This is a genomic window from Rhabdobacter roseus, from assembly GCF_014202275.1.
Lineage (GTDB): Bacteria > Bacteroidota > Bacteroidia > Cytophagales > Spirosomataceae > Rhabdobacter > Rhabdobacter roseus.
In genome coordinates this window covers 86,399-110,611 of sequence record NZ_JACHGF010000011.1, presented here as the reverse complement: position 1 = coordinate 110,611, position 24,213 = coordinate 86,399, and the positions used below count along the sequence as shown (strand labels likewise).

Genomic DNA, 24,213 nt, shown 5'->3' with positions numbered 1-24,213 from the left:
TTCTAAGGTTTGGTAGTGCTCAATTCGATGTAACCTGATTTTTTGGTAATTGTCATGTCCAGTAATTCGGATAAAATGCCCAGCAGTTCGTCGGCGTTTTTGGCGCGGTACATGCCACCAATCCGGCGGTTTGCCAAGGCTTGTTCACGGATACGGATCGTGATCGCAAAGCGCTCTTTGATTTGTTCGACCACTTCCGAAAGCAACGTGTTGTCAAAGTAAAATGCCTGCTCTTTCCAGGCGGTCAGTGCCTGCGGCTGCTCGGGTATACTCACCGAAAATTCGCCACCTGGACTGGAAGAAAAACAATGGCCGGGTTTGAGATAAATTTGCTCTCCTTTGGGAAGAAGGAGTTTAACTTTCCCTTCTTTTAAGTACACCCGTTTGCCCCGCTCGCGCGAGTAGGCGGTAAACTCGGTGCCCAATACGTCGATTTGGTAGTTGTCGTCCATCCATACCCGAAACGGCGTGTGGTCTTGGGTGTGCGTGACGCTAAACTCGGCTTCGCCCGTAAGTTGTACTTCCCGTACCGGGTGACCAAAGGAAAAGCGGGGCACCCGCAGGCAGGAATTGGCGTTCAGTGTTACCTGCGAGCCGTCGGGCAGGGCAAAGGCATACGGTTCTCCGGGGGCTGATTCGTAGGAACGATAGAGCAGGGGCGAGCGGAAGAAGAACGCCGTGAGCAGTACAGTGGCTGCCACCGCTAACCGGAGCGCCCACGCCCGGTTCAATTGTCGGGGCGGTGGAGGGACGAGTTCGAGGGGCTTAACAGCGGAAGTACGACCGTTTAGCAGGGCATGGTAGGTTTGTCGGGCCCGCTCTCCGTCAGGGAAAAACTGGGGACCTTTCCTTTCCCATTCGTCCAGGTACTGGTAAAACAGTTCTTCATGGGCCGAACTACTCCCCAACCACTCTTCCACGAGCTTGCGCTGAACGCAGGTGGTATTCCCATCAAAAAAGTCGAACAGAAGTTGCTTCGTGACTGATTCTCTCATGTAGCTTGGTATTGCTGTAAAAGGAAATAAATGGTTGGATACGGCGTAATTCAGGGGTTCAGGATCCGATCGCCAACACAAGCGGAATACTCAGAAGCCAGTTGTCTTTCAGTTCTTTGCGGAGTTTAAACAAGGCCCGGCTCACGAGCGCCTCCACCGCTTTGGCGCTGATCTGAAGCTCGCTGGCAATTTCCTCGTATTTTTTTCCCTCCACCCGTTTGAGCAAATAGGCCCGGCGGCATTGGGGTGGCAGTTGTTGAATTATTTTTTCTACCCGCTGGTGCAGCTCCGTATATTGTAGGGCTTCGTCCGGGCTCACGGTTTGAGCCGTCAGCGGCGTGTGGATCGAATCCAGCGAATCGTTGCGTTTGAGCTGCCACTTTAAATAGTTATAGGCCCGAAAGCGCACGGCCTTGTAGAGGTAGGCACGGTAGGAACTGGTAATTTGTTCAAAAATGCGATCCTGCCAAAAAGCGGCAAAAAGTTCTGAAACAATGTCCTCGGCAATCTCCTTGGAGTGTACAAACCGAATGGCGTGACTGCACAGGCTTTCGTAGTATCGATTAAAGAGTAATGCACACCCCTCTTGCGGATGGGTGGCAAAGGTTTCTCTCAGCAACCGCTCGTCATCGGGAGTGATGGTGGCGAAGGGCTGGCTTGGCAAAAACGGTTCTTCCGAGGCCGCAATCCCTGCCGATAAGCTATTTTTTTGCCTGATAGTCAATGTCATCGTAGCTCTTTTCAGTGTCCAGAGTGGGTTGTGCTCCCCTAGACAAGTGAAAGAGGTTTTTCCCTATGCTAACTTAGAATAAAATTTGCTATATGTTCTTAATATAGAATATAATGTGGAGTAGTATAATTTTTACAAAATTATTTCAAAATAAAATCCTTATTTTTAAAATTTTTATGAAGCGCAGACGATTTGCATTTTTAATGTTACCAAAGAAAATCCCCGTAGAAATTTCCTACGGGGATGCTCACCAGGCTACGGTCAGGTGTTCAGCCAATGGCGCTCGCTCAGGTCCAAACGGTCTAGGGCCGTTGGCGGTAAGGGAATGGCCGCGCCTTATAGGTCGGGGTGAAGGTCAATCACGATACCAGCGGGCCAGGTTAAAAATCAGTCCCACGCTCCCTACATTGTCGTCGTAGTTGAGGTTATTTTTGGTGAGCTTCAGCGAGCGGCCAAACTGCGCCTGTACCTTCACCCAGCGGTAGCCACCCCGCAGGATCAATGTGGGCTCAATGAAGGCGTGCGGCGCATCGGCCAACGTATTGAAGTAGTAGTCGGCTTGCTCCTGGGCCGTGTAGCCCGAGAGCTCCGGCGTACCGTACTTCACCACCGATAGGCGCGGGCTGAAGGCCACCTCAAAGTAGGGATTGACCCAGCCGACGGCGGGCTGGATAAAAAACTTGGTACCCTGCGCCCGGAAGTTCTTGGCGTCGTTGTTTTCCCGGATTTTCACGTTCAAGAAGCCCACACCTCCGTAGGCCTCGTAACTGATCCGGTTTTCGTTGCTCCCAAATACCCCCACGCCCGCCTCGAGGCCGTAGCCGTTGTTGCGGAAAGCGCGGTCGTCGCTCGTGAACGCATTGAAGTACCCATTGGCCATGATTCCGATGTGGTCGGAGACCGCCGTGGCCGCCTGTAGGTTATTGGTAGCCAGTGTGATTTTTGACTCGCCCCGCTCCTGAAAAAGCGGCGTGTTGATGGCATTGGGAGCGTAGACCGTCCGGCAGGATGCAAAGCTAAGTACCCCCACACTGAGCAGTACCCAATTTAGTAACGGTAAACGTTTCATGATTTCTGGCTTGTTTTAAGTGCTGTAACGGGTCGTAGTGAGAGGTACTTATAATTAGCGTTCCCCGCTTCGTGTAGGCAGGTACGTTCATTCAGGTAGCTTTTGTGTGAAATTTTATCCTCAAATAGTTATACGGGCTGGGGCGGAATCGTACAGTATTACCGAACGGATTGGTACTAAAATGGTACTTTGTAGCACTACCCAAGTATTTTGGCTTTCCTCGCAGCTTTGCCGTTGTTTCTTATTTAAAAAAAGTACAACTTGATAGGGATCAATCTCTTAACGTAAACGAAAAGCGACTTTTTATGAAAAGAGTAGTACTGGTTCTACTACTGGGAAGCTGGGTACTTTCGCCGGCCTGTTTGGCCCAGGGCAAACGCAACGCCAAAGTACCCGCTGATCCGCTCGAGAAGCTCAAGCAGCAGGCCGTAGCGGGCGTGGAGCAGCGGGCTAAGCTGGGTCAGGAAATCAACGACCGGCTATTTAGCTTTGCGGAGCTGGGCTTTCAGGAAGAAGAAACCTTCAGGTACCTCACCGAGCTCCTGGAAAAAAACGGCTTTACCGTCCAGCGGGGCATTGCCGGTATGCCTACCGCCTGGATCGCCACCTGGGGTAGCGGCAAGCCACTCATCGCGCTGGGCTCCGACGTAGACTGCATTCCCAAGGCCAGCCAGAAACCCGGCGTAGCCTACCACGACCCCATGGTAGAAGGAGCGCCCGGCCACGGCGAGGGGCACAACTCCGGGCAGGCGCTGAACATCATTTCGGCCCTGGCCGTGAAGGACATCATGGAGCGGGATAAGATACCAGGTACCTTGATGCTCTGGCCGGGCGTGGCCGAAGAACTGGTGGGAGCCAAGGCCTTCTACGTGCGCGATGGGTACTTCAAAGACGTCGACGCCTGCATTTTTACCCACGTCGGCAACAACCTGAGCGTGGGCTACGGCGACGCGGGCAACAACGGACTCATCTCGGTGAAGTTTACCTTTGAAGGCCAGGCGGCGCACGCCGCCGGAGCGCCTTGGCGCGGCAAAAGCGCGCTGGATGCCGTGGAGCTGATGAACATCGGCTGGAACTACCGCCGTGAGCACCTGGAGCTCACCCAGCGCTCGCACTACGTCATTCCCGACGGTGGCGACCAGCCCAATGTGGTACCTTCCAAGGCGTCGGTCTGGTACTACTTCCGGGAGCGCAGCTACCCCAAGATCAAAAAATTATTTGAAACGGGCGTGAAAATGGCCGAGGGGGCGGCCCTGATGACCGACACGAAATTTAGCTACGAAATCCTGGGCTCGGCCTGGCCGGGGCACTTCAACAAGCCCATCGCCGAGGCCGTGTACCAAAACAGCAAGCACGTGGGCCTGCCTGTCTGGGACGAAAAAGACCAACTCCTGGCCAAAGCGGCCCAAATCGAAATGGAAGCCGCCAAAATAGACGGCCTGGCTATTAAGCTGGATACCATCGGCTTGCCGGCCGATGCGCCCGTCACGGCTATGGGCGGGCAGGGGATGCGCTCAGTGGGTGGCGGCTCCGACGACATCGCCGATATTTCGTGGTCACTGCCGACGGTGGTGCTAAGGTACCCTTCCAACATTCCGGGCTTGCCGGGCCACCACTGGTCCAACGCCATCTCGATGGCCACGCCCATTGCACACAAGGGCATCGTGGCGGGGGCCAAGGTAGAGGCCATGACCCTGCTGGACTTGCTGCTAAAGCCCGAAGTATTGAAAGCCGCGACGGCCTACTTCCGCGATGAACAAACGAAGGAGATTCAGTACACGCCGCTGGTGGGGCCCAAAGACAACCCGGCCGTACACCTGAACCGCGAAACGATGGCGACCTTCAAGCCCGAGCTCCAGAAGTACTATTACGATCCTGCGAAGTACAAAACCTACCTTGAGCAGCTGGGCATCGAGTACCCTACCCTGAGCGACGCCCAAAAAGCCAAGCTCAAGGAAATGGAGGCCAAGGGGAAGTAGCGGGACTGCTAGGCTTGGTTGGGTAATCCGTTTTTTTAAGGCTATTGTGCTGCTGGCAATAGCCTTATTTTTTGTTTTTAGACTATGTATTAGAAAGGGTCGAAAAGCCACTCGAAGCGGGTTTGGCTTAGTACGAAAAAAGAAGACTCCACTAATTTATAGCTCTTTACGATGAAGAATGTTTTTCTAGCAGGCTTGTTGGTGGCTGCCGTGGGCGTAGGGCTCATGGCCCTTCGGGAAAACACTGAAGCCCCGGTTTCCTCTCTTTCCTTTTTATACCCGCATCATCTTTCTGTTTCCTGGGAAACAGACCCCAGTACGAGCCAATCTTTTAGCTGGCGCACCCACGATACGACCCGCCAGAGTTACATCGAATACTGTGAGGCCACCGCAACGCCTTTTTTTCGGGAACGCGTACAACGGATGAAGGCCCAAACGGAGCCTCACCGGGCCGACGACGGAACCTGGAACCATCATAGTATCAACATTGAGCGTCTACGTCCCCAAACCCGATATAGCTACCGCGTTGGGTATGGGGAGTACTGGTCGGAATGGGCCGAATTTAAGACCGCCTCCGGAAAGAACGAACCGTTCTCGTTTCTGTATTTTGGCGATGTCCAGCGGGATATTTATTCTCTGGGAAGCCGCACGATCCGACAAGCCCTACGGGATAAACCCGACGCCAAATTTCTGCTGTTTGGGGGTGATCTGGTTCACCGAGGCGCGTTAAACCGGGAGAATTGGAACGAGTTCTTTCCGGCGGGAGGCTGGATTTTCCAAAACTACCCGCTCCTGGCTACCCCCGGCAACCACGAATATGCCACGGCGGGCTCGCCAGACTACCTGACCAAGCACTGGCGGCTCAATTTCGCTTTTCCCCAAAATGGACCCCCGGGGCACGAAGAAGAGACCTACTTCGTGGATTATAACAATGTACGGCTTGTCTCCCTGAACTTGTGTCGTTATCCCATTGATAAGCCAGGTACCCAAGCTATGCTAAGCTGGTTGGAAGACCGCCTCAAGGAATTTCGGGGCGACTGGGTTATTGTGATGCATCACTACTCCATGGAGCAGCTGGCGCGAAACCGGGAGGCGGGAGTTCGGTTTCCGGAATTTAAGGCGCTCTACGAGCGCTACCAAGTACCGTTGGTGCTGACGGGACATGAACACGTATACGCCCGGGGCCGTATGGAAGGGAAATGGCCCGTCTATGTCGTTAGCGTTTCGGGGCCTTACCAAAATGCGATCCGCTTTACGGATTGGATGGAGCGGGCAGGTACTTCGCTTCAACTGTACCAGGAAATAAACGTAACCCCCACCGCCCTTCATTACGTAGCCAAAACGGCCGTAGGGGAAGTGTATGACGAATTCACGGTTTCAAAGGCTAAAAAAGGAGGGCTGCAATTTGCCCTAGGAACTAAGCTGGGCCCCCAGTCGCTGCTACCACCGCCGGATTTTACGACCCGTTATAAAAAAGAAGTCGTGGCTACCTACGAAGCAGATCGGGACAAGTACCTTCAGAAAACCAGGTAGTTTTTAATACAAAAAAAATTGCTAGCCCTGTAACAAACAACCCCTGCCCGTATCGTAAGGATAAATCACCGCCCCGGGATGGGCCCTCCCAGGCGGACATCAACCACGATTTATCCTTTTCACGATCATGCAAAAGTTTCTTTTTTCTATACTGTTGTTTGTTATAGTACTTCGGGCGGGTTACGCCCAGCCTACCGCCTTCACCGTGGAGGTGACGGGCCAAGGCCAGCCCCTGCTCCTGATTCCGGGCTACTCGTGCAGCGGCGAGGTATGGCGCGAAACCGTCGAACACCTCAAAGACCGCTACGAGTGCCACGTGCTCACGCTGGCGGGTTACGCGGGAGTACCGCCCATTGAGCAGCCTATTCTACAGACCGTCCGGGACCAGATCATGGCCTACGTAAAAGCCAAAAACCTGCACAAGCCCGTGCTGATGGGCCACAGCCTGGGGGCTTTCATGAGCCTGTGGGTGAGCAGTACGGAGCCGGAGCTGTTTTCCAAAGTCATTTGCGTGGACGGGGTACCTTTCCTGGCGGCGATGATGAACCCCAACGTGCGGGCCGACTCGCTGCGGCAGCTACCCATGTACAACGCGGAAACCGTGGCGCAGAACTTCGTCAGCCTGCCGGACTCGTCCTTTGAGCAAAACCAGGCCCGGGCCATGCTGACGCAGGTACGGGATAGCAGCCGGGCGCGGCAGATTGCGCGCTGGGCCGCTCTGAGCGACCGCAAAACGCTGGGCTATACCATCGTGGAGCTAAGCCTGACCGACCTGCGGCCCAACCTGGCCCGTATCACGGCTCCCACGCTGGTGCTGGGTAGTTTGTACTTCAACAGCCCGCAGACCACCGAGCGGATTCTGGGCGAGCAGTACCGCACGCTGCCCCACAAAACCATCGTGGTGGCCCAGGCCAAGCACTTCATCATGTACGACGAACCGGCCTGGTTTTACCAACAAATCGATGCTTTTTTGGGTAGTTTGTAAAGTACCCCCACGTACCTCATGAACGCATCCGCTTCGTTTGACGCCCTTTATGCCACCTACTACCCCAAGGTACTTAAGCTGTGCCTGGGGTACACGGGAGACTACCCGCAGGCGCAGGACCTGGCACAGGAGACTTTTATAAAAGTCTGGGAGAACCTATCACGCTTTCGGGGCGACGCCCAGCTCAGTACCTGGCTGTACCGGATTGCGGTCAATACCTGCCTGTATCACCTCCGAGCCGCCAAGGCCCGCCCCACCACCGAGCTTACGGAACGGCACGCCGAGCACCTGGCCGACGAGCCCCACGAGCCCGAAAGCGCGCTGGGTACTTTGTACCGCTGCATCAGCCAGCTCCCCGAAACCGACCGCCTGATCATCGGGCTGGTGCTGGAAGACACGCCCTATGCCGACATCGCCCAGATCATCGGCCTGTCGGAAGGAAACCTGCGCGTACGAATTCACCGGATCAAGAAGCAACTAAGTACCCTTTATGCCCGCTATGGAAGAGTTTGAAGATTTTAAAAGATTGTGGCAACAGCCCACGCCCCCACCGCCCGTGCTGGACGTAGCCCGCCTGAAAAAAGCCAACCAGTCGGCCCAGCGGAAGCTGGAGCGGACGCAGCTGTGGTCGGCCGTGGCGCTGATCCTGACCACCGGGTGGGTTGCAGGCGTAGGTTTTATGAGTGATTTTAAGTCGTCCCTTACCTACGTGGCGACCGGCCTGCTGGCGCTGATTCCGCTGGGGCAGGGGCTCATCAACCTGAGCGTGTACCGGCGGCTGCGGCGGCTGGATGTGGCCGCCCCCGCAGCGGAGCACTTGCGGCAGTGGGAGGCTTACTACCAGTTTCGGCGGCGGTTGGTTCGGTACAATGGTCCGCTGTATACACTGGCGCTGAGCGCGGCGCTGGGGCTATACTACCTGGAGTTTCTGCCGTACTTTTCGTTGGTTTACAAAATCGTGCTGTGCAGCGTTACGCTGGGCTGGATCCTATTTGCCTACTTCGTGCTGGGCCGACGCACCCTGCGCAAGGAGTACGCCCGGCTGGAAGAAATTATGGATAACCTCAAAAAATTGCAGCAGCAAATCGAGCCAGATTCCGAAGCAGAAAGTACCCTGAGTTAAGTACCTTTACTGTACCCGCACGTTCTTTTTTTCAATGGTGGAAAGTACCTTGAGTTGCCCGGCTTCAAAGAGCGCGTCGAGCTTAAGGAGATTTTCTTCCCTGACGGCCAGGGCGGAGTCGGCGGGGGCGTAGTTGCGGTAGTCCTGCACCACGATGCCACCTACTTTCTGGCGGTTAATCACCTCCCGGAAGCGCAGGCCCGTTTCATCCACGTAGTAGAGATACGCCAGGTAGTCCAGCGAGGAATCGTCCCGGCCGAACCAGTACACAAACACGTCGTCGTGGTCTTTGCCGCCGCCCTCGGCCCCGAAGGTAACCTTTATTTTATGGTAGGGTTTACCTTTGATGGTTACCTCGCCCAGGTACTCTTTCTGCACCGCCGGGTCGTTGAGGGGCTGGGGCAGGAGCACAAAGTAGGCCACCGAGTTCACGGAGTACTTGTACTTATCCATCGTCGTATCCGGTACGTTTTGCCGCTGGCCGTTGCGGGTGCGATAGGCTTCGGTATTGGTCAGGATATCCTTGATTTCCGCGCCGGTGGAATCCGTCTGGACGCGCTCATAGCGAAACGCACCGCCGTTTTTTTGCACTATATAATGCTTGTCGCGAAAGTCAAATTCCATCGTGAGGCGGTCATACGCCCGGCCGCCGTGGGCCTCAATGGCTTGATCGACCACGCGTTGGGCAGGGTTGGAGGGCTGGCAGCCCGAAAATAGAATGCCGGACAGCAGCAGGAGCAGAGGGTAGCGCATACAATTTTTTTTGGGGTCGAATGGGTTAGTATCCCGCCGAGTCGGGCTTTTGAAGAAGTAAAGTATTAAATTCTGCGGGATTTAAAGCGACTTCTACGCGAAAAATACCTCCGCCTGACTAAAAAAGTACCATGTTTCCGAATCGTCTTCGCCAGCTTTGGCAAACCAACCAAACGGTCGTGAACGGCTGGTTGACCATCCCTAGCGCCTGGACGGCCGAACTGATGGCCCAGGCCGGGTTCGACGCGCTTACCATCGACGCCCAGCACGGCCTGGCTACCGACCTCACCACGATTCTACCCATGCTACAGGCCATGGCGGCCAGCCCGGTGGTGCCCCTGGTGCGGGTACCCTGGAACGACCCCGCTACGCACATGCGGATGCTCGATGCGGGCGTGGCGGGCATCATTTGCCCCATGATCAACAACCGGGCGGAGGCCGAAGCTTTTGTGCAGGCCTGCCGATACCCGCCGCAGGGCTACCGGAGCTACGGGCCCTTGCGGGCGGGGCTCCTTGGCGGAAGTACCTACTTTGAGCTGGCCAATCAGGAGGTACTTACGCTGGCGATGATCGAAACCGCCGAGGGCTTAAAAAACATCGAAGAGATAGCCCAAACGCCCACCCTGGACGGTTTCTACGTGGGTCCCTGGGACCTGAGCCTTTCGGCCGGGCTGGGTACAATGGGCGATTTCCGGAACCCGGCGCTGCTGCGGGCGCTCGACCGGGTACTTGAGGTCGCGGCCAGGTACGGCTTGTATACGGGCATTCATTGTAACGCGCCTGACGTAGCAATCCAGATGGCCGAGCGCGGCTTTCAACTGGTTACGTCGGCCACGGATACGCACTTGCTTCGGGGCGCGGCAGCGGCGAATGTGCAAAGCGTCAGGGGTACTTTTGACGGAAGAAAATCCGGGATTTAGGTACTTTGTCAGGAGGTACCTCACCAAGTACCCCCTGACTACGAGAAATGAAGCGGGTGAAGAAGGGGCCAGGTACCTTTACGCTAGATTTTTCTTCAAAGTACCCATGGTCTCCCGTTGGCGTTTTTCCACAAACTTACGCCCTTGGGCCGCTTTAGCGCGGGCCGCCTTCGGGTTTTTAGCCATCTCAAGTACAGCAGGTACGTAACGGGCCACGTCCTGCTCGTTGTCAAAATCAAAAAGCCAGTCGCCCAGGCCGATGTCCCGCCACATGACGCCTTTGCTGGTTTGTTCAAAAAAGCGCCCCACGATGGCCGGAATGCCGTTGCCAATGCACATAATGGGCGAGTGCATTTCGAGCCCGAACATACCCGCTGAGCGCACGTAGGTACTTACGGCCTCGTCGGTGAGCCAGTACTTGTCGCGCCAAACTACCTTCTGTTTCACGTCGTCGGGTAGTTTATCAAGCAAGATTTCCTTGCCGAGCTTGACGTGCGTTTCGTCTTCGGGACAAATCAGGATTTTCAGCGGTGTTTGCCGTACCACTTCGATGATCGCCTGCCGGAGCGGCGCGTTGTCGTGCTCTTTCATGGCTTCGTTGCGGTCGTGGCGCTTCTGGTCAAAGGGCGTATTGCGCGTGGGGATTTCCCAGTAGGGCGTAAAGCGGGTGCGGGGAATGACGCACATGAATTTCCCCTCTTCCAGGCCGTGGGCTTTCAGAAAGGCGGTAGCGGCTTCGTCGTTGCGCAAATCCACGGCAAAGGCCCCGTCGGGGCAGAACTCCATCACGGGACTGGTAACGCCATTCTTTTTGGCAAGATCGAGCGAAATCGAATCGCGGAACAGCGCAAAGCGCGCATTGGTGAGCAGCTCCACGTCTAATGGAGACGGAGTGACGGCGGCTTTGGGGTCGTCGCTGTACACGCCCGGAAACGTAATGCCATAGATGCCGTAGGGTTTACTGGTTTCTTTCCGCCAGCGATCCACGTCGTTGCGCGCTACCAGCGAGGGCCCCGACCCGTGTAGCAGAAAAGCACATTCCTTAAAAGCGGTCGCGATCTCGTCGGTTTTCCGAATGATGGGTACCTTCGGAAACCGGCGGCGCAGCAGCTCCTCGACACCCTGGCTAACGCTCGACGGCCACAGCCGCACCTCCACGTCGGGAAGGTACTTTTCCAGCAGCGTGAGCACGCCGGGCGTGTGGGCAATGTCGCCGATATTGACGGTTTGCCAGGATGAGCGCAGGATGATGGATTTCTTGGCCTGGCCCAAAGCAGGTAAGCTAGCCAGCAGACCGATGAGCGAGGGAGCTTGTTTTAGAAAGGTGCGACGGGTGGTCATGGTTTGGTAAAAAAGGTTAGGGATTGGGCTTAAAGCAAAAAACGTAAGGGGAAAAGGGAACCTCCTATTATGAAGTAAGACAACTTTGGTGCGTAAATACCCTGCCTCCAAGCCGCGATTCTTCGCAAGAAGGGCTTGCTTAGGTCGGGCAATTCGCGCAAGAAAAGGTACTTTGCAACGAATTAGGACCTAAAAAATATGTACTTTTAACGCTGTATCCTTTAAGCTTAACTTCGCTTTATGTTCCAAAAACTACTACTGAGTCTGGTGCTGCTGGGAGGGGCAGGCACGCTCTACGCCCAAAGTACCCCCGACGAGGTCAAAACGTTCACGCTGCCCAACGGCATGAAGTTCCTGGTGCTGGAAGACCACTCCATTCCGACGGCCAACATGTACTTGTTTTGGAAGGTCGGCTCCCGCAACGAAGTACACGGCATCACGGGCCTATCGCACTTCTTTGAGCACATGATGTTCAACGGCTCCAAAAACTACGGCCCCAAGCAGTTTGACCGCGTCATGGAGGCCAACGGCGGCTCCAACAACGCCTACACCACCGAAAACGTGACCGTCTACACCGACTGGTTTCAGAAAGATGCCCTGGAAACGATTTTTAAGCTGGAGTCGGACCGCATCGCCCACCTCACCATAGACTCCACGATGGTCGAGAGTGAGCGGGGCGTGGTACTTTCGGAGCGGAGCACGGGCCTCGAAAATAGCAACTACCGCCTCATCAGCGAGCTCGTGAAGTCGGTGGCTTTTCAGGAGCACCCGTACATGTTTCCGGTGATTGGCTTCGAGTCGGACATCAAAAGCTGGACCCAGCAGGACCTGGAAAACTACTTCCAAACCTACTACGCCCCCAACAATGGCCTGGTGGTGGTGGTGGGCGATGTGACCCTGGCCCAGGTACGTAAGCTGGCCGATCAGTACATGGCACCCATCGCGGCGCGGGGGCTGCCGCCGCAGGTACGTACCGTGGAGCCCGATCAGAACGGCGAGCGCCGCGTGACAACCTACAAGGATATTTCCACGCCCAACCTGCTGCTGGCCTACCATACGCCCGAAACCGGCCACGCCGACTACTACGCACTGGACCTGCTGAACAACCTGCTAACGGCGGGCAACTCCTCGCGCCTGACCAAGTCGCTGGTGATGGATACCACCCTGGCGAGCCAGGTCTTTGCCTTCATGGGCGACGGCTTCGACCCCAACCTCTTCTACATCTATGCCGTGGCGGGGGCGGGCGTTTCGGCTCCCGACCTGGAGCAGGCCGTGCTGGCGCAGCTCGACGAGCTCATCCAACAGGGCGTGACCGACACCGAGCTCCAGAAAGTAAAGAATCAGAAATTGATGGAGTTTTACCGGACCATGGAGACCATCAACGGCAAGGCCAATAGCCTGGGTACCTACGAAATATTTTTTGGCGATTACCGCAGGCTCTACGAAGCCCCAAAACGCTACGAGCAGGTGACGCCCGCCGACATCCAGCGCGTGGCGGCCCAGTACTTCACCGAGCGCAACCGCACGGTAGGGTATCTGCTGCCGGAGCAAAGTGCGCCGTAGGGTAGTTTTTATATTACGAAGGAAAGAGGAATAGGAAGCATTGGGAAGTATTACAATTTTTCAATTTCCAATTGCTTGCAGATAAGGTCACACAGGTGTGGGTCTAGTTATGGGTGCCTTGGTACGGTCGTTTTCTTTCCGGTGACGGCGTTTTTGTAAATATCGTGTTTACCCCCATTGCGATGAAGATGGCAGCTATGGCTTTCCAGGTGTTTGAGAAATGTACTGCGTTTGATAGACATCACGCAAGAATGAGTTCTTCTTTGGCAATGATGGCCCCGTAATCGTCGTCCTCAGATGGCATATCTTCCAGATAAAGCGTCAACGCATCATGAATATTTGCCATCACTTCCGCTTTGTCTTTCCCTTGGGTAATGACCGCCGGTATTTCCTGAATCGTCCCGATCAAATAATCGGAGCCTTGTCTGATCAACACAGTCAATTTCATGAGATTTATCCTATAAATACCGCTTTGTGTATATTACAAAAATCCACAACTATTCGTATATTATGCAAGCAGGCAACATCGAGTCACTTGTAATGCATCCTATGATTAGTTATAGAAATGGTCAAATTTATGTCACCAATAAAGTACCTAAATAGCGGCCATTTGTACTATTTTTCTTACAGTACTATTGTTTTTTAACAGTGTTTATAAAAGTAAGTTTATTTAATATAAATAGTTTAAATTCAATTAATTAAAAATTAAAACTTAGTTTAAAAAAGGTTACATAACTAGACTTAGCCCATCGCCTGGTTACATTTATCAACCAAAAAAGCAAGATTTTTAAGTACCCTTAAAAGTACCATTTTAATAACCGTATAAATATGAAAAAAATACTTTTGGCGCTACTGCTGCTAACCACGCTAACCACCCAGGCGCAGAACAATTTCAAGGTACCTCTTTACGAGAAATTTAAGCTCAAAAATGGCCTGACGGTGTACCTGATGGAGCAACACGAAGTACCCCTCATCCAGCTGTCGGCGGTGTTTGAGGCGGGCTCCATCCAGGATGGCGAGCGCTACGGCCTGGCCAACCTGACGGCCGACGCCCTGGCCTTTGGTACCCAAAAGTACAGCAAGGCGCAGATCGAAGAAATGACCGACTACGTGGGGGCGAACCTCTACAGCAGCGCGGGCAAAGAAAGTGCTAACGTCGGGATGTCGTTTGCGGTAAAGGATCAGGAGCAGATGTTTGACGTACTGCAACAGGTACTGATGTACCCCGTCTTTGACGCCACCGAGTTCGAGAAACACAAGCAGCGGACGCTCTTGGAGCTGGTCCAGCAGAAGGAAAGCCCGCGGGCGGTGATCGGCAATTACTTCAACAGCCTGGTCTTTGACCAGCATCCCTACGCCACGCCCAACGGCGGTACGCCCGCCACCGTGGAGAAAATAGGCGTGGCCGACGTGAAGCAGTTTTACCAGCAAAACTACACCACCGGCCGCGGGGCCATTGCGGTGGTGGGCGACTTCAAAACCGCCGACATGAAGAAGCGCATCACGGCGCTGCTGGGTGGCTGGAAAACCGCCGAAGCCAAGATGATCAAGCGCGCCGCGCCGGAGCTGTCTTTTTCCCAGAGCCGGGTACTGCTTGTCAATAAGCCCGACGCCCGCGAAACAACTTTCCTGATTGGTGGACCTGGCGTAGCCTACAGCAACCCCGACTACGTACCTATCTTGGTAGTGAACACCATCCTGGGCGGGCGCTTTACGTCCTGGCTCAACGACGCCCTGCGCGTCAACTCCGGCCTGACCTACGGGGCGGGCAGCCGCTTCCTGCGCTACAAGCACGGGGGTACTTTTTACATCAGTACCTTTACCAAAAACTCCACGACCGTGCCGGCGATTGACATGGCGCTGGGGGTACTGGATAGCCTGCACCGCACGGGCCTCAACGAAGAAATCCTGGCCTCGGCCAAGGCCTACGTCAAGGGCGACTTCCCGCCCAACTATGAGTCGTCGGGGGCGTTGGCGCGTTTGCTCACCGACATGTTTGTGTACGGCTTCGACGAAAGCTTTATCAATACCTTTCAAACCAAAGTAGACGGCCTGACGCTGGCGCAGTCGAAGGAGATTATTGCGAAGTACTTTCCCAAAGAAAACTTTCAGTTTGTGCTGGTAGGCAAAGCGGATGAGATCCGGGAGCAGGTAAAAAAGTACGGCCCCCTGAACGAAAAGGAGCTCAAAGCGGAGGGTTTTTAAGTACCCTTTTTGGGTACTAGGGGTACTTTTGGCGGCCTACCACAAGAAAAAAGCCCTCGGCCAGACGGGCCGGGGGCTTTCGCATTATTATTCTGATGGAAATAAATTCTTTGTAAGTATACCGATTTTAATCCTAAATATCAAATTCATAGTCAGGCTATTACTGAATCGCGCTCCGAAACGGAATTTTCGACGGGCGTTTTTTCCCAGCGGGGCAGGGTTATTTTTTCCAGAAGTTGCTCTTCCAGCCAATCCGCCCAGGTACCCAAGTAAAGTACCACATCATCCCGGACGTTGTGCCGTAGGTACCTTTTTTCGAGGGGAAGCCGCTCCAGGATGCGGCGGTTCGACAGGCGCTCGAGCTGCTGCAGATCTTCGGAGCTAAGGCCCGCGGCGAGCATATCCGCAATGAGTAGGTCCATGGGCAGGCCGCTGGTGGGGCAGTAGTCGTTGAGCTGCTCGTGCCAGTCGCCGCGGCCTACGGCCAGCGCCCGCTGATGAATCTCGGCCTTCGTGAGCTGGGTAAGTTCCTGCGCTAGGTTGCCGCAGTTGCAACTACCCATGTGCCCCCACTGGTAGGAGGCGCCGGTGGCTAGTTTGTGAGCCGTCCGTCGTAAGGCTTCGATGAGTTGGAGGTTGGGTCGGGCCATAAATAGGATGTTCGTTTCAACAGCTACAAAAGACGAGAGAATATTGCGCGAACGTACTTTTTTTAAACGGCCAATAGCCAGAAAAAGTTTTAAAAATCAGGAGATGAAGTACCCTAAAGCGCCGAAGGTACCTTGGCTCACGTCAAGGTACCTTCGGCGCTTTAGGCCGGGTGGCTAGGCAGCTATGGCCGTGCGGGCCAGCTCCACCAGGTCTTTGTCGTTTACTTCTTTTTTGACATCCGCCACGTCCAGGAAGCGACGGTAAAGGTCGTCCAGGGTGGGCTTATCGAAGGTGAAGCCCAGGAGCTCGAGCCGGTGCTTGAGCGCATGGCGACCGCTCCGGGCGGTCAGGACAATATCCGATTTGTCTACCCCTACGTCCTGCGGATTCATGATTTCGTAGTTCAGTGTATGCTTCAGGAAGCCGTCCTGATGGATACCCGACGAGTGCGCAAAGGCATTGCGGCCCACGATGGCTTTATTGGCTTGTACAGGCATGCGCATCATTTTGGATACCAACTGGCTGGTTGGGAAAATGAGCGGCGCGTGGATGCCCGTCTCCAGGCCGAGCTCCTTGTGTACGTTCAGCGCCATCACCACTTCTTCCAGCGAAGTGTTTCCGGCCCGTTCGCCAATGCCGTTGATGGTCACCTCCACCTGGCGCGCTCCGGCCTGAATACCGGCCAGGGAGTTGGCCGTAGCCAGACCCAGGTCATTGTGGCAATGGATGGAGATGGTAGCCTTATGGATGTTCTTTACGTGCTCAAAAATGTACTTGATCTTGGCCCCGTATTCGTCCGGTAGGCAGTAGCCCGTGGTGTCCGGAATGTTCACGACGGTAGCTCCGGCCCCGATGACGGCCTCTACGAGCTGCGCCAAAAACACCAGGTCAGCGCGCCCGGCGTCTTCGCAGTAAAACTCCACGTCTTCCACGCGCTTGCGGGCGTACTTGGTGGCGTCGATGGCCCGCTCGATGATTTTCTCGCGGGTGGTATTGAACTTATGCTGTATATGAATGTCGGATGAGCCAATGCCCGTGTGAATCCGCCCGCGCCGGGCGTACTGGAGGGCGTCGGCGGCGGCGTCGATGTCAGCCTGTACGGCCCGTGACAGCGCGCAAACGGTGGGCTCCTGCACGGCCTTGGAGATTTCCACCACCGAGCGGAAGTCGCCGGGACTCGATACCGGGAATCCAGCTTCGATTACGTCTACGCCTAGCTTTTCGAGCTGTCGGGCCACAATAATTTTTTCTTCCGTGGTCAATTGGCAGCCGGGTACTTGCTCGCCGTCGCGCAATGTAGTGTCGAAGATGTAAACTCGCTGACTCATTGTGGGTACGTTAATTTAAAGTTGAACTACGAAATTACTATTTTTCCTGAAATTAAAAACCCTTCCTCAAGGTGAGAAAGGGGCTGTTGTGCTATAACCATACCTTTCTCGCGCTCAGGGCATACGAAGAAGCGAAAGAAGTAGGCTTTGATAGGGACAATTCATGGAAATAAAGCTTGCGAAATTTCGCCCATTGCGATTTTCTTCTGCAAAGTTATACGAAGAAATGAGCTATACAAATTTTGTGCAAGGAAAACGTAGAGGTACTTGCATTTTGTACGTTCGGGTGTTGGGGGAAAGGTGCCTTATGGGAAAGAATAAATGGTAACCAATAAAAAAGTTTAGAATTGAAAAGGAAGGCTAAAAAACGCTTGCTTTTAACCATTCAACGAAAAAAAACCACCATTGATCGAAACCAACAAGAGAGCATACATGCTAGGTACTTTCTTTAAGTAAAAGAAGCTGGCCCGTGGCCCGTCTTACTGAACCCCCTCTTCAACGTATGAAAAAATCGAACATTTTTGCGGTCACCGAGCTAGGTAAGCTGGTGGCGGGTCTTCGGGAGCACGAGAACGATTTCCGAAAAGGACTGCTTTCACAGGCCGCTTATTTTCTTATTATTGATCCCAGGTACTTTTCGGAACCGTTAGGGATGAAATGGGTGGATCTGCAAGCCCGCATGACGCAGCGAGGCCCTCTTGTAGCCGCGGACGGTACGGTGATTCTGAACAAGGTGGTGCATACCATCAAGTACCTGTCAGAGGTGCAATGCCTGGAAATCGTAGAGCGGCTCATCAGTCTTCACAATACTCTTCAGGAAGAGTGCGAAAATAGGGTACTTTCGCTTTAGAAGGTGTTTGAGCTATTAATTTGATAGCGAAACGAAGGATTTTCGAGCGAGACAAGGTACTTTTTGGACGGGGGGCGCCCTCGACCGTAGCCAGAGGCTACGGTTCGAAAAAGTAACGCGGTTGCAGCCGAAAAGACAATGTTGCAGCTCAAAGAAACTAACTCAAACACCTTCTTAAGAAAGTACCCCTTGTCTATAAGCTAACTCAGCCGCACCCTAATGGAAAGGGCGCGGCTGGGTTAAACGGGTTCAAGACACAAAGAGAATGTACTCCTAGAGGCGGCGCAGAATCTCCTCGCCGATCGCCTCCGTACCCAAAATCATGTCCTTAGGCGTGCTGGCATCGGCAATGTCGCCGGTACGGAAACCTGCTTTAAGTACCTGGTCTACGGCTGCGATGACGGCCTCGGCTTCCTGCTTCATGCCAAACGATATGTCTAGCAGCAGCGCTGCCGAAAGTACCGACGCCATGGGATTGGCTACGCCCTGGCCGGTGATGTCGTGGGCAGAGCCGTGGATGGGCTCGTACACGCCAGTGCTGTCGCCCACGGAGGCCGAAGCCAACATACCCATGGACCCGGCGATCTGGCTGGCTTCGTCGGTCAGGATGTCGCCGAAAAGGTTGGCCGTTACGACGACGTCAAAGCGCTTGGGATTTTTAATCAGCATCATGGCGGCCGCATCCACAAAGAGGTGCTCTACCTCCACGTCGGGGTACTCCGGGGCCAGGGCCTGTACTACTTCGCGCCACAGGCGGCTGGTCTCCAGCACATTGGCTTTATCCACGGAGCAGAGCTTTTTGCGGCGGGTTCGGGCGGCTTCAAAAGCCCGGCGGGCAATGCGCTCTACCTCGTACTTGCTGTAGGCGGCGATGTCGTAGGCGTAGTTGCCGTCGTCCTTGCGGCCTTTTTCGCCAAAATAAATATCCCCGGTGAGCTCCCGAAAAAAAAGAATGTCGGAGCCCTGCAGGATTTCAGGCTTGATGGACGAAGCCGAAAGCAGCTCGTCAAATAGCTTAATGGGACGTAGGTTGGCGTAAAGGCCGAGCTCTTTCCGCATTTTGAGCAGCCCCTGCTCGGGACGTACCTTGGCGCTGGGGTCGTTGTCGTACTTGGGGTGGCCTACCGCGCCGAAAAGTACCGCGTCCGACGCCCGCATTTTTTCGAGGGTTTCGTCGGGCAGCGGATTGCCCGTGGCTTCGATGGCCTCGTGGCCAATCAGGGCCTCGTCGTACGTAAATTCGTGGTTGAATTTCTCGGCAATTTTTTCGAGTACTTTTTTTCCAACGGCGGTTACTTCCTGTCCGATGCCGTCACCGGGAACGATTAAGATATGTTTCTTCATAAGCTTGGAAGGTACTTCTCTAAACAAAGTAGTTAGTTAGTATTTAAAAAAAGGGTAGGGGTACTTTACACCAATTCCGGCTTTTCGGGCCATGGTTTGGAGGTGGGTTCCGGGGTCTGATTTAATAAATTGAGCATTTTTTGCGTTGCCTTGATGGCCGACACGGCCTGGTCCGAATCCAGTCCTCGGGTTTTTACTTCCTTGCCCTGGATATTCCAGGTAATGATGGTCTCGCAGAGGGCGTCGGTACGGCCGCCGGGCGGAATGCGCACGGCGTAGTCGGTCAGCATGGGCAGGCTGATTTGCTGCTTGGCATAAATCTTCTTGAGGGCGTTCATGAAAGCGTCGTACTGGCCGTCGCCCTGGGCATTCTCCTCAAAAACAGCGTCACCGATTTTGAGTTGCAAGGTAGCCGAAGGCTTGAGGTTGTTGGCGTGCGTCAGTACGTAGTTCAGGATCAGTACCTTCTCTTCGATGGTGTTGCTATCCAGCACATCGGAAATAATGTACGGCAGGTCCTCGGGCGTAACAACTTCCTTGCGGTCGCCGAGCTCAATGATCCGCTGTGTTACTTTCTTGAGATCGTCGTCAGAAAGCGTGATTCCCAGTTCCCGGAGGTTGTTTTCAATATTGGCTTTGCCGGAGGTTTTGCCCAGGGCGTATAGCCGCTGCCGCCCAAAGCGCTCGGGCATGAGGTGGCTGCAGTACAGGTTGTTTTTCTTGTCGCCGTCGGCGTGAATACCGGCCGTTTGGGTAAAGACATTCTCGCCCACGATGGGCTTGTTGGCCGGAATCCGAATGCCCGAAAAGGTTTCTACGATCTTGCTGACGGAATAAAGCGATTGCTCCACCACGGACGTTTCGACGTCCGGCACGAAGTCATTGAGTACGGCGATGGTACTGGCCAGGGGGGCGTTTCCGGCGCGCTCGCCCATGCCGTTGACGGTCAGATGCAGCCCGTGCGCACCGGCGCGTACGGCTTCCAGCACGTTGGCAATGCTCAGGTCGTAGTCGTTGTGGGCGTGGAAGTCGAAATGCTGATCAGGGTACCTGTCTACGATCGCCTTTACGAAAGCGTACGATTCGGCGGGTGTAAGTACCCCCAGCGTATCGGGCAAAAGTACCCGCCGGATGGGCTGGGTACTTAGGAAATCCAGGCATTCAAAAACGTAGCCGGGTGAATTGCGCATGCCGTTGCTCCAGTCTTCCAGGTACACGTTGGTGCTGATGCCATGGGAGCTGGCGAGCGCAATAACCCGCGCAATGTCCTCAAAGTGCTGCCGGGGCGTTTTTTTGAGCTGGTAGGTCAGGTGGTTCAGCGACCCTTTGGTCAGCAGGTTCATGACGCGCGCACCCGCCTTGAGCATCCAGTTAACGGAGGCTTCGCCATCTACAAAGGTAAGTACCTCGATCTTTTCCAGAAAGCCCGTAGTCTGGGCCCAGTCCGTTATTTTTTTTACGGCCTGAAATTCCCCCTCCGACACCCGCGCCGAGGCAATCTCGAGGCGGTCTACCTTTACTTCCTGGAGCAGTAGCTGGGCAATGGTGAGCTTCTCTGAGGCCGAAAAAGACACGCCGCTGGTTTGCTCCCCGTCGCGGAGAGTCGTGTCCATGATTTCAACGTAACGCTTGGGCATGGCAGCGGGTCAGTAGGGTCGGGCCGCTTCGAAGGCAGCAATTTCCTCTTTCATGGCGCGCAGATAGTCAATATCGTCGTAGCCATTCATCAGGTTATTTTTTTTGTAGCTATTGATCGCGAAGGTTTCCTGCTCGCCGGTCGCCAACAGGGTGATGGTCTGCTCGGGAAGGTTTACTTCGAGCTCCGTTTGGGGATCGGCTTCGATGGCCAGAAAAATCTTGTCCAGAAACGCCGGGCTTACCTGCACCGGCAAAATGCCAATATTCAGGGAGTTTCCTTTAAAGATATCCGCAAAGAAGCTGGATACCACGCAGCGAAAGCCGTAGTCGTAGATGGCCCAGGCGGCGTGCTCGCGGCTGGAGCCGCTGCCGAAGTTTTTACCTCCTACCAGGATCTTGCCGGAGTAGATGGGATTATTGAGGATAAAATCTTCCTTAGGACTACCGTCGGGATGATAACGCCAGTCGCGGAACAGGTTGTCGCCGAAGCCTTCGCGTTTGGTGGCCTTCAGAAAGCGGGCCGGGATGATTTGATCGGTATCGACGTTCTCAATTGGCATCGGAACGGCGGTACTTTTCAGGATGGTGAATTTATCGTAAGCCATAGTTTTGATCTGGTACTTAGTAATGCTGGGTTTTTAACAAAAAGTACCCCCGTCCGCTTTGTTTTTTCTATAAAACGCCCCGGAGGTACTTTGGATAAGGTACTTAGAGCAGCTCGCGCGGGTCAGTCACCTGGCCGGTTACGGCGGCGGCGGCGGCAACGAGCGGGCTGGCCAGTAGCGTGCGGGCCCCGGGGCCCTGCCGCCCTTCAAAGTTGCGGTTGGAGGTACTTACGGCGTACTTGCCGGTCGGGATCTTGTCGTCGTTCATGGCCAGGCAAGCCGAGCAACCCGGCTGGCGCAGCTGGAAACCCGCCTCGGTCAGAATATCCAAAATGCCTTCTTCCTTGATCTGTGCCTCTACGACGTGCGAGCCAGGTACCAGCCAGGCCGTCACGTGGTCGGCTTTTTTACGGCCCTTGATGATGGACGCAAACGCGCGGAAATCTTCGATGCGCCCGTTGGTACAGCTACCCAGAAACACGTAGTCGACGGGTTTGCCAATGATGGATTCGTCTTCCTCAAAGCCCATGTACTTCAGCGATTTCTGGTAGCTGGCTTCGCCGTCTTTGACGTCCCCGGCTTTGGGGATATGCTGGCTAATACCCGTGCCCAGGCCAGGGTTGGTGCCGTAGGTAATTTGCGGCTCGATGTCGGCCGCGTCGAAGGTATATTCCAGGTCGAAGGTCGCGTCCTCGTCGGTTTTCAGCGTTTGGGCGTAGGCAACAAGCGTATCCCAGGCCTCGCCTTTGGGAGCTAGTTCGCGGCCTTCGATGTAGCCGAGCGTGGTGGCGTCCGGGGCGATGATCCCGCCGCGCGCACCCATTTCGATGCTCATGTTACAGACCGTCATGCGGCCTTCCATGCTCATGTTTTCAAAAACCTCCCCGGCGTATTCTACAAAGTACCCCGTAGCGCCACTGGCCGAAATCTGCGCGATGATGTACAGAATCACGTCTTTGGGAAGTACCGCTTTGCCCAGGATACCATTGACGGTAATCCGCATTTTTTGGGGCTTGGGCTGCATGATGCACTGCGTAGCCAGTACCATCTCCACCTCCGAAGTACCAATCCCGAACGCAATGGCCCCGAACGCCCCATGGGTAGAGGTATGCGAGTCGCCGCAGACGATGGTCATGCCCGGCAGGGTGATGCCGTTTTCGGGCCCTACTACGTGCACGATCCCGTTTTTGTGGTGGCCCAGGCCCCAGTGCGAAATACCGTACTTGGCCGAGTTAGTTTCCAGGGCTTTCAGCTGGTTGGCCGAAAGCGGGTCCTGTACGGGCAGGTGCTGGTTGATCGTGGGCGTGTTGTGGTCGGCGGTGGCGAAGGTACGTTCCGGAAACAGAACGCCCGCCCCCCGGCTTTCCAGGCCCAGAAAGGCCACCGGGCTCGTTACTTCGTGGATGAAGTGACGGTCGATAAAAAAGATATCCGGCCCGTCCTCGATTTTACGAACAACGTGGGCGTCCCAGACTTTGTCGAAGAGAGTGGTTGGTTGCGAACTCATGTATTTTTGGGTAAATGTTTCAAAATCAAAACAACACGTTTTGGCTCAGGTACCTGGCTGGCGAAGCGGCTACTAGCCTGGCTCTGGCAGTTACCAAAAGTGAGCAACAAAGTACCATAGAATAGTACAAAGCCGGGTAACGCGAAACGCCCAAAAAATAGTGTTTTTGGTCCAACAGGTACTTTTGATCTTAAAACTTTATTTTTGAGGTACTTTAATGAAGAAAGTACCTTGTCGGCTAGGTACTTAGCGGTTGCTTGGGCGTATGCCCGTACTTCTCTTTATACGATTTAATAAAGTGAGACACGCTCTCGTAGCCAATTTCAGTACTTATTTCGGTGACGTTTTTGGGAGAAGTCCGCAGCAAAAAATCGGCGTACTCAAGGCGTTTGTTTTTGATCCAAAGGGCCGGAGAGGTACGTAGTTCTTGTTGAAAATCACGTTTAAAGGCGGAAAGGCTGCGCCCCGAAAGTCGCGCGAGTTCGTTCAGGGTAAGGGGCTTGAGGTAGTAGCTGTTCATCAGGAAAGCCAGGTCGGCCTTCTGGCCCTGGTGCAGGCTCAGCAGGATCGACTGCAACCGGCCGGAGGCATCGATCTCGAGCAGATGCAGCAGGAGCTCCTGAAATTTGAGGCGCAGAAAGTGGTTCTTGAGCGGCGTAGCCGAGCGAAAGTAGGGAAATACCGAGCTCACAAACTGCGAGAAGGTATCCGTCGCTTTCAGGAGCAGAATGGGCGAGCGCGGCGAAGGCATTTTCTGTTCGCCTTCAAAAAGCGCCGTGTGCAGGCCCACAAACTCCTTAAGAAGCTTTTCGTCGAAGAAAAAAACCAGGCTTTTGTAGGCCTCATGAATCGACTCCGACATGAGGTAAAAGCCCCGTTGAATAAACAGAATATCACCCTTCTCGACCCGTACTTCCTGCGTGGGACTGCTGAATTTTTTCTCGCCTTCCAGCACCACAATCACCGCATGCTCTTCAAAAAATACCTCGTAGCGCGAGGGGTACACCTCGTTGCGGTAGGCCACGAAGGTCATGTCCTGAATCTTGAGCGATTCAAATTCCTGGGCGCTGATGTCGGAAGGTACGCGTAACACG

General features: G+C 54.5%; 23 protein-coding genes. 9 read left to right on the top strand and 14 right to left on the bottom strand.

Annotated elements, in window-relative coordinates; genetic code table 11:
- Nucleotides 1-2: 2 nt before the first annotated feature.
- The 3 genes from HNQ92_RS24100 to HNQ92_RS24090 all read right to left on the bottom strand — a co-directional run bounded on the left by HNQ92_RS24100 (nucleotide 3) and on the right by HNQ92_RS24090 (nucleotide 2,794).
- The gene (locus tag HNQ92_RS24100) at nucleotides 3-995 is read right to left on the bottom strand and encodes a FecR family protein (RefSeq protein WP_184178234.1); all 993 of its coding nucleotides are present in this window, start codon (nucleotides 993-995) and stop codon (nucleotides 3-5) included.
- A gap of 58 nt (nucleotides 996-1,053) precedes the next feature.
- Complete coding sequence (locus tag HNQ92_RS24095; protein WP_184178232.1) at nucleotides 1,054-1,725, bottom strand: RNA polymerase sigma-70 factor; 672 nt, start codon at nucleotides 1,723-1,725, stop codon at nucleotides 1,054-1,056.
- 355 nt (nucleotides 1,726-2,080) lie between these two features.
- A complete protein-coding gene (locus HNQ92_RS24090) occupies nucleotides 2,081-2,794 on the bottom strand; it encodes a hypothetical protein (protein WP_184178230.1) in 714 nt (237 codons plus the stop codon).
- Nucleotides 2,795-3,099: 305 nt separating this feature from the next.
- On the opposite strand from HNQ92_RS24090, the gene HNQ92_RS24085 reads away from it, so the two are divergent.
- The 5 genes from HNQ92_RS24085 (at nucleotide 3,100) to HNQ92_RS24065 (ending at nucleotide 8,414) form a co-directional block, all read left to right on the top strand.
- Nucleotides 3,100-4,773, top strand: a complete 1,674-nt coding sequence (locus tag HNQ92_RS24085; RefSeq protein WP_184178228.1) for an amidohydrolase — start codon at nucleotides 3,100-3,102, stop codon at nucleotides 4,771-4,773.
- Between the two features lie 171 nt (nucleotides 4,774-4,944).
- Complete coding sequence (locus tag HNQ92_RS24080) at nucleotides 4,945-6,306, top strand: purple acid phosphatase family protein (RefSeq protein WP_184178226.1); 1,362 nt, start codon at nucleotides 4,945-4,947, stop codon at nucleotides 6,304-6,306.
- A gap of 127 nt (nucleotides 6,307-6,433) precedes the next feature.
- Nucleotides 6,434-7,291, top strand: coding sequence for an alpha/beta fold hydrolase (locus HNQ92_RS24075; RefSeq protein ID WP_184178224.1), 858 nt, complete (start codon nucleotides 6,434-6,436; stop codon nucleotides 7,289-7,291).
- Nucleotides 7,292-7,309: 18 nt separating this feature from the next.
- Nucleotides 7,310-7,804 (top strand): RNA polymerase sigma factor, encoded by a 495-nt coding sequence (locus tag HNQ92_RS24070; RefSeq protein ID WP_184178222.1) that lies wholly within the window; start codon nucleotides 7,310-7,312, stop codon nucleotides 7,802-7,804.
- Nucleotides 7,791-8,414 (top strand): hypothetical protein, encoded by a 624-nt coding sequence (locus tag HNQ92_RS24065; RefSeq protein WP_184178220.1) that lies wholly within the window; start codon nucleotides 7,791-7,793, stop codon nucleotides 8,412-8,414. The genes HNQ92_RS24070 and HNQ92_RS24065 overlap by 14 nt, the downstream gene beginning before the upstream one ends.
- Before the next feature lie 6 nt (nucleotides 8,415-8,420).
- On the opposite strand, the gene HNQ92_RS24060 is transcribed toward HNQ92_RS24065, so the two are convergent.
- A complete protein-coding gene (locus HNQ92_RS24060; RefSeq protein ID WP_184178218.1) occupies nucleotides 8,421-9,167 on the bottom strand; it encodes a DUF6503 family protein in 747 nt (248 codons plus the stop codon).
- Nucleotides 9,168-9,298: 131 nt separating this feature from the next.
- On the opposite strand from HNQ92_RS24060, the gene HNQ92_RS24055 reads away from it, so the two are divergent.
- On the top strand, nucleotides 9,299-10,087 hold the full coding sequence (locus HNQ92_RS24055) for an HpcH/HpaI aldolase family protein (protein ID WP_184178216.1): 789 nt from the start codon (nucleotides 9,299-9,301) through the stop codon (nucleotides 10,085-10,087).
- A gap of 78 nt (nucleotides 10,088-10,165) precedes the next feature.
- Here the strand turns inward: HNQ92_RS24055 and HNQ92_RS24050 are convergent, their stop codons facing one another.
- Nucleotides 10,166-11,428 (bottom strand): polysaccharide pyruvyl transferase family protein, encoded by a 1,263-nt coding sequence (locus tag HNQ92_RS24050; RefSeq protein ID WP_184178214.1) that lies wholly within the window; start codon nucleotides 11,426-11,428, stop codon nucleotides 10,166-10,168.
- Nucleotides 11,429-11,668: 240 nt separating this feature from the next.
- On the opposite strand from HNQ92_RS24050, the gene HNQ92_RS24045 reads away from it, so the two are divergent.
- On the top strand, nucleotides 11,669-12,991 hold the full coding sequence (locus HNQ92_RS24045; protein ID WP_184178211.1) for a M16 family metallopeptidase: 1,323 nt from the start codon (nucleotides 11,669-11,671) through the stop codon (nucleotides 12,989-12,991).
- 107 nt (nucleotides 12,992-13,098) lie between these two features.
- Here HNQ92_RS24045 and HNQ92_RS29100 read toward each other — a convergent pair whose 3' ends face one another.
- Together HNQ92_RS29100 and HNQ92_RS24040 are read right to left on the bottom strand one after the other, a co-directional pair.
- On the bottom strand, nucleotides 13,099-13,233 hold the full coding sequence (locus tag HNQ92_RS29100) for a type II toxin-antitoxin system HicA family toxin (RefSeq protein ID WP_343063041.1): 135 nt from the start codon (nucleotides 13,231-13,233) through the stop codon (nucleotides 13,099-13,101).
- A complete protein-coding gene (locus tag HNQ92_RS24040; protein ID WP_184178209.1) occupies nucleotides 13,233-13,439 on the bottom strand; it encodes a type II toxin-antitoxin system HicB family antitoxin in 207 nt (68 codons plus the stop codon). Before HNQ92_RS24040 ends, HNQ92_RS29100 begins: the two co-directional genes overlap by 1 nt.
- Nucleotides 13,440-13,819: 380 nt before the next feature.
- On the opposite strand from HNQ92_RS24040, the gene HNQ92_RS24035 reads away from it, so the two are divergent.
- Nucleotides 13,820-15,196, top strand: coding sequence for a M16 family metallopeptidase (locus HNQ92_RS24035; RefSeq protein ID WP_184178207.1), 1,377 nt, complete (start codon nucleotides 13,820-13,822; stop codon nucleotides 15,194-15,196).
- A 152-nt stretch (nucleotides 15,197-15,348) separates the two neighbouring features.
- Here the strand turns inward: HNQ92_RS24035 and HNQ92_RS24030 are convergent, their stop codons facing one another.
- Nucleotides 15,349-15,846, bottom strand: coding sequence for a hypothetical protein (locus HNQ92_RS24030; protein ID WP_184178205.1), 498 nt, complete (start codon nucleotides 15,844-15,846; stop codon nucleotides 15,349-15,351).
- A 174-nt stretch (nucleotides 15,847-16,020) separates the two neighbouring features.
- On the bottom strand, nucleotides 16,021-17,175 hold the full coding sequence (locus tag HNQ92_RS24025; protein ID WP_184178203.1) for a 2-isopropylmalate synthase: 1,155 nt from the start codon (nucleotides 17,173-17,175) through the stop codon (nucleotides 16,021-16,023).
- Between the two features lie 502 nt (nucleotides 17,176-17,677).
- Between HNQ92_RS24025 and HNQ92_RS24020 the strand changes: the two genes are divergently transcribed.
- Complete coding sequence (locus HNQ92_RS24020; RefSeq protein WP_184178201.1) at nucleotides 17,678-18,025, top strand: phospholipase D-like domain-containing protein; 348 nt, start codon at nucleotides 17,678-17,680, stop codon at nucleotides 18,023-18,025.
- Between the two features lie 273 nt (nucleotides 18,026-18,298).
- Here HNQ92_RS24020 and leuB read toward each other — a convergent pair whose 3' ends face one another.
- The 5 genes from leuB to HNQ92_RS23995 form a co-directional block, all read right to left on the bottom strand.
- Nucleotides 18,299-19,369, bottom strand: coding sequence for a 3-isopropylmalate dehydrogenase (leuB, locus tag HNQ92_RS24015; RefSeq protein WP_184178199.1), 1,071 nt, complete (start codon nucleotides 19,367-19,369; stop codon nucleotides 18,299-18,301).
- A gap of 65 nt (nucleotides 19,370-19,434) precedes the next feature.
- Nucleotides 19,435-21,006: an alpha-isopropylmalate synthase regulatory domain-containing protein gene (locus HNQ92_RS24010; protein ID WP_184178197.1), complete on the bottom strand. Its 1,572-nt coding sequence runs from the start codon at nucleotides 21,004-21,006 to the stop codon at nucleotides 19,435-19,437.
- A 9-nt stretch (nucleotides 21,007-21,015) separates the two neighbouring features.
- Nucleotides 21,016-21,612, bottom strand: a complete 597-nt coding sequence (gene leuD / locus HNQ92_RS24005; RefSeq protein ID WP_184178195.1) for a 3-isopropylmalate dehydratase small subunit — start codon at nucleotides 21,610-21,612, stop codon at nucleotides 21,016-21,018.
- 103 nt (nucleotides 21,613-21,715) lie between these two features.
- Nucleotides 21,716-23,119 (bottom strand): 3-isopropylmalate dehydratase large subunit, encoded by a 1,404-nt coding sequence (leuC, locus tag HNQ92_RS24000; protein ID WP_184178193.1) that lies wholly within the window; start codon nucleotides 23,117-23,119, stop codon nucleotides 21,716-21,718.
- A gap of 238 nt (nucleotides 23,120-23,357) precedes the next feature.
- Complete coding sequence (locus tag HNQ92_RS23995; RefSeq protein WP_184178191.1) at nucleotides 23,358-24,212, bottom strand: helix-turn-helix domain-containing protein; 855 nt, start codon at nucleotides 24,210-24,212, stop codon at nucleotides 23,358-23,360.
- Between the last annotated feature and the right edge of the window lies 1 nt (nucleotide 24,213).

Excerpts from the sequence above, each read along its gene's own strand:
- HNQ92_RS24100 (WP_184178234.1), bottom strand. The coding sequence starts at position 995 with ATGAGAGAATCAGTCACGAAGCAACTTCTGTTCGACTTTTTTGATGGG.
- HNQ92_RS24095 (WP_184178232.1), bottom strand. The coding sequence starts at position 1,725 with ATGACATTGACTATCAGGCAAAAAAATAGCTTATCGGCAGGGATTGCG.
- HNQ92_RS24090 (WP_184178230.1), bottom strand. The coding sequence starts at position 2,794 with ATGAAACGTTTACCGTTACTAAATTGGGTACTGCTCAGTGTGGGGGTA.
- HNQ92_RS24085 (WP_184178228.1), top strand. The coding sequence starts at position 3,100 with ATGAAAAGAGTAGTACTGGTTCTACTACTGGGAAGCTGGGTACTTTCG.
- HNQ92_RS24080 (WP_184178226.1), top strand. The coding sequence starts at position 4,945 with ATGAAGAATGTTTTTCTAGCAGGCTTGTTGGTGGCTGCCGTGGGCGTA.
- HNQ92_RS24075 (WP_184178224.1), top strand. The coding sequence starts at position 6,434 with ATGCAAAAGTTTCTTTTTTCTATACTGTTGTTTGTTATAGTACTTCGG.
- HNQ92_RS24070 (WP_184178222.1), top strand. The coding sequence starts at position 7,310 with ATGAACGCATCCGCTTCGTTTGACGCCCTTTATGCCACCTACTACCCC.
- HNQ92_RS24065 (WP_184178220.1), top strand. The coding sequence starts at position 7,791 with ATGGAAGAGTTTGAAGATTTTAAAAGATTGTGGCAACAGCCCACGCCC.
- HNQ92_RS24060 (WP_184178218.1), bottom strand. The coding sequence starts at position 9,167 with ATGCGCTACCCTCTGCTCCTGCTGCTGTCCGGCATTCTATTTTCGGGC.
- HNQ92_RS24055 (WP_184178216.1), top strand. The coding sequence starts at position 9,299 with ATGTTTCCGAATCGTCTTCGCCAGCTTTGGCAAACCAACCAAACGGTC.
- HNQ92_RS24050 (WP_184178214.1), bottom strand. The coding sequence starts at position 11,428 with ATGACCACCCGTCGCACCTTTCTAAAACAAGCTCCCTCGCTCATCGGT.
- HNQ92_RS24045 (WP_184178211.1), top strand. The coding sequence starts at position 11,669 with ATGTTCCAAAAACTACTACTGAGTCTGGTGCTGCTGGGAGGGGCAGGC.
- HNQ92_RS29100 (WP_343063041.1), bottom strand. The coding sequence starts at position 13,233 with ATGTCTATCAAACGCAGTACATTTCTCAAACACCTGGAAAGCCATAGC.
- HNQ92_RS24040 (WP_184178209.1), bottom strand. The coding sequence starts at position 13,439 with ATGAAATTGACTGTGTTGATCAGACAAGGCTCCGATTATTTGATCGGG.
- HNQ92_RS24035 (WP_184178207.1), top strand. The coding sequence starts at position 13,820 with ATGAAAAAAATACTTTTGGCGCTACTGCTGCTAACCACGCTAACCACC.
- HNQ92_RS24030 (WP_184178205.1), bottom strand. The coding sequence starts at position 15,846 with ATGGCCCGACCCAACCTCCAACTCATCGAAGCCTTACGACGGACGGCT.
- HNQ92_RS24025 (WP_184178203.1), bottom strand. The coding sequence starts at position 17,175 with ATGAGTCAGCGAGTTTACATCTTCGACACTACATTGCGCGACGGCGAG.
- HNQ92_RS24020 (WP_184178201.1), top strand. The coding sequence starts at position 17,678 with ATGAAAAAATCGAACATTTTTGCGGTCACCGAGCTAGGTAAGCTGGTG.
- leuB (WP_184178199.1), bottom strand. The coding sequence starts at position 19,369 with ATGAAGAAACATATCTTAATCGTTCCCGGTGACGGCATCGGACAGGAA.
- HNQ92_RS24010 (WP_184178197.1), bottom strand. The coding sequence starts at position 21,006 with ATGCCCAAGCGTTACGTTGAAATCATGGACACGACTCTCCGCGACGGG.
- leuD (WP_184178195.1), bottom strand. The coding sequence starts at position 21,612 with ATGGCTTACGATAAATTCACCATCCTGAAAAGTACCGCCGTTCCGATG.
- leuC (WP_184178193.1), bottom strand. The coding sequence starts at position 23,119 with ATGAGTTCGCAACCAACCACTCTCTTCGACAAAGTCTGGGACGCCCAC.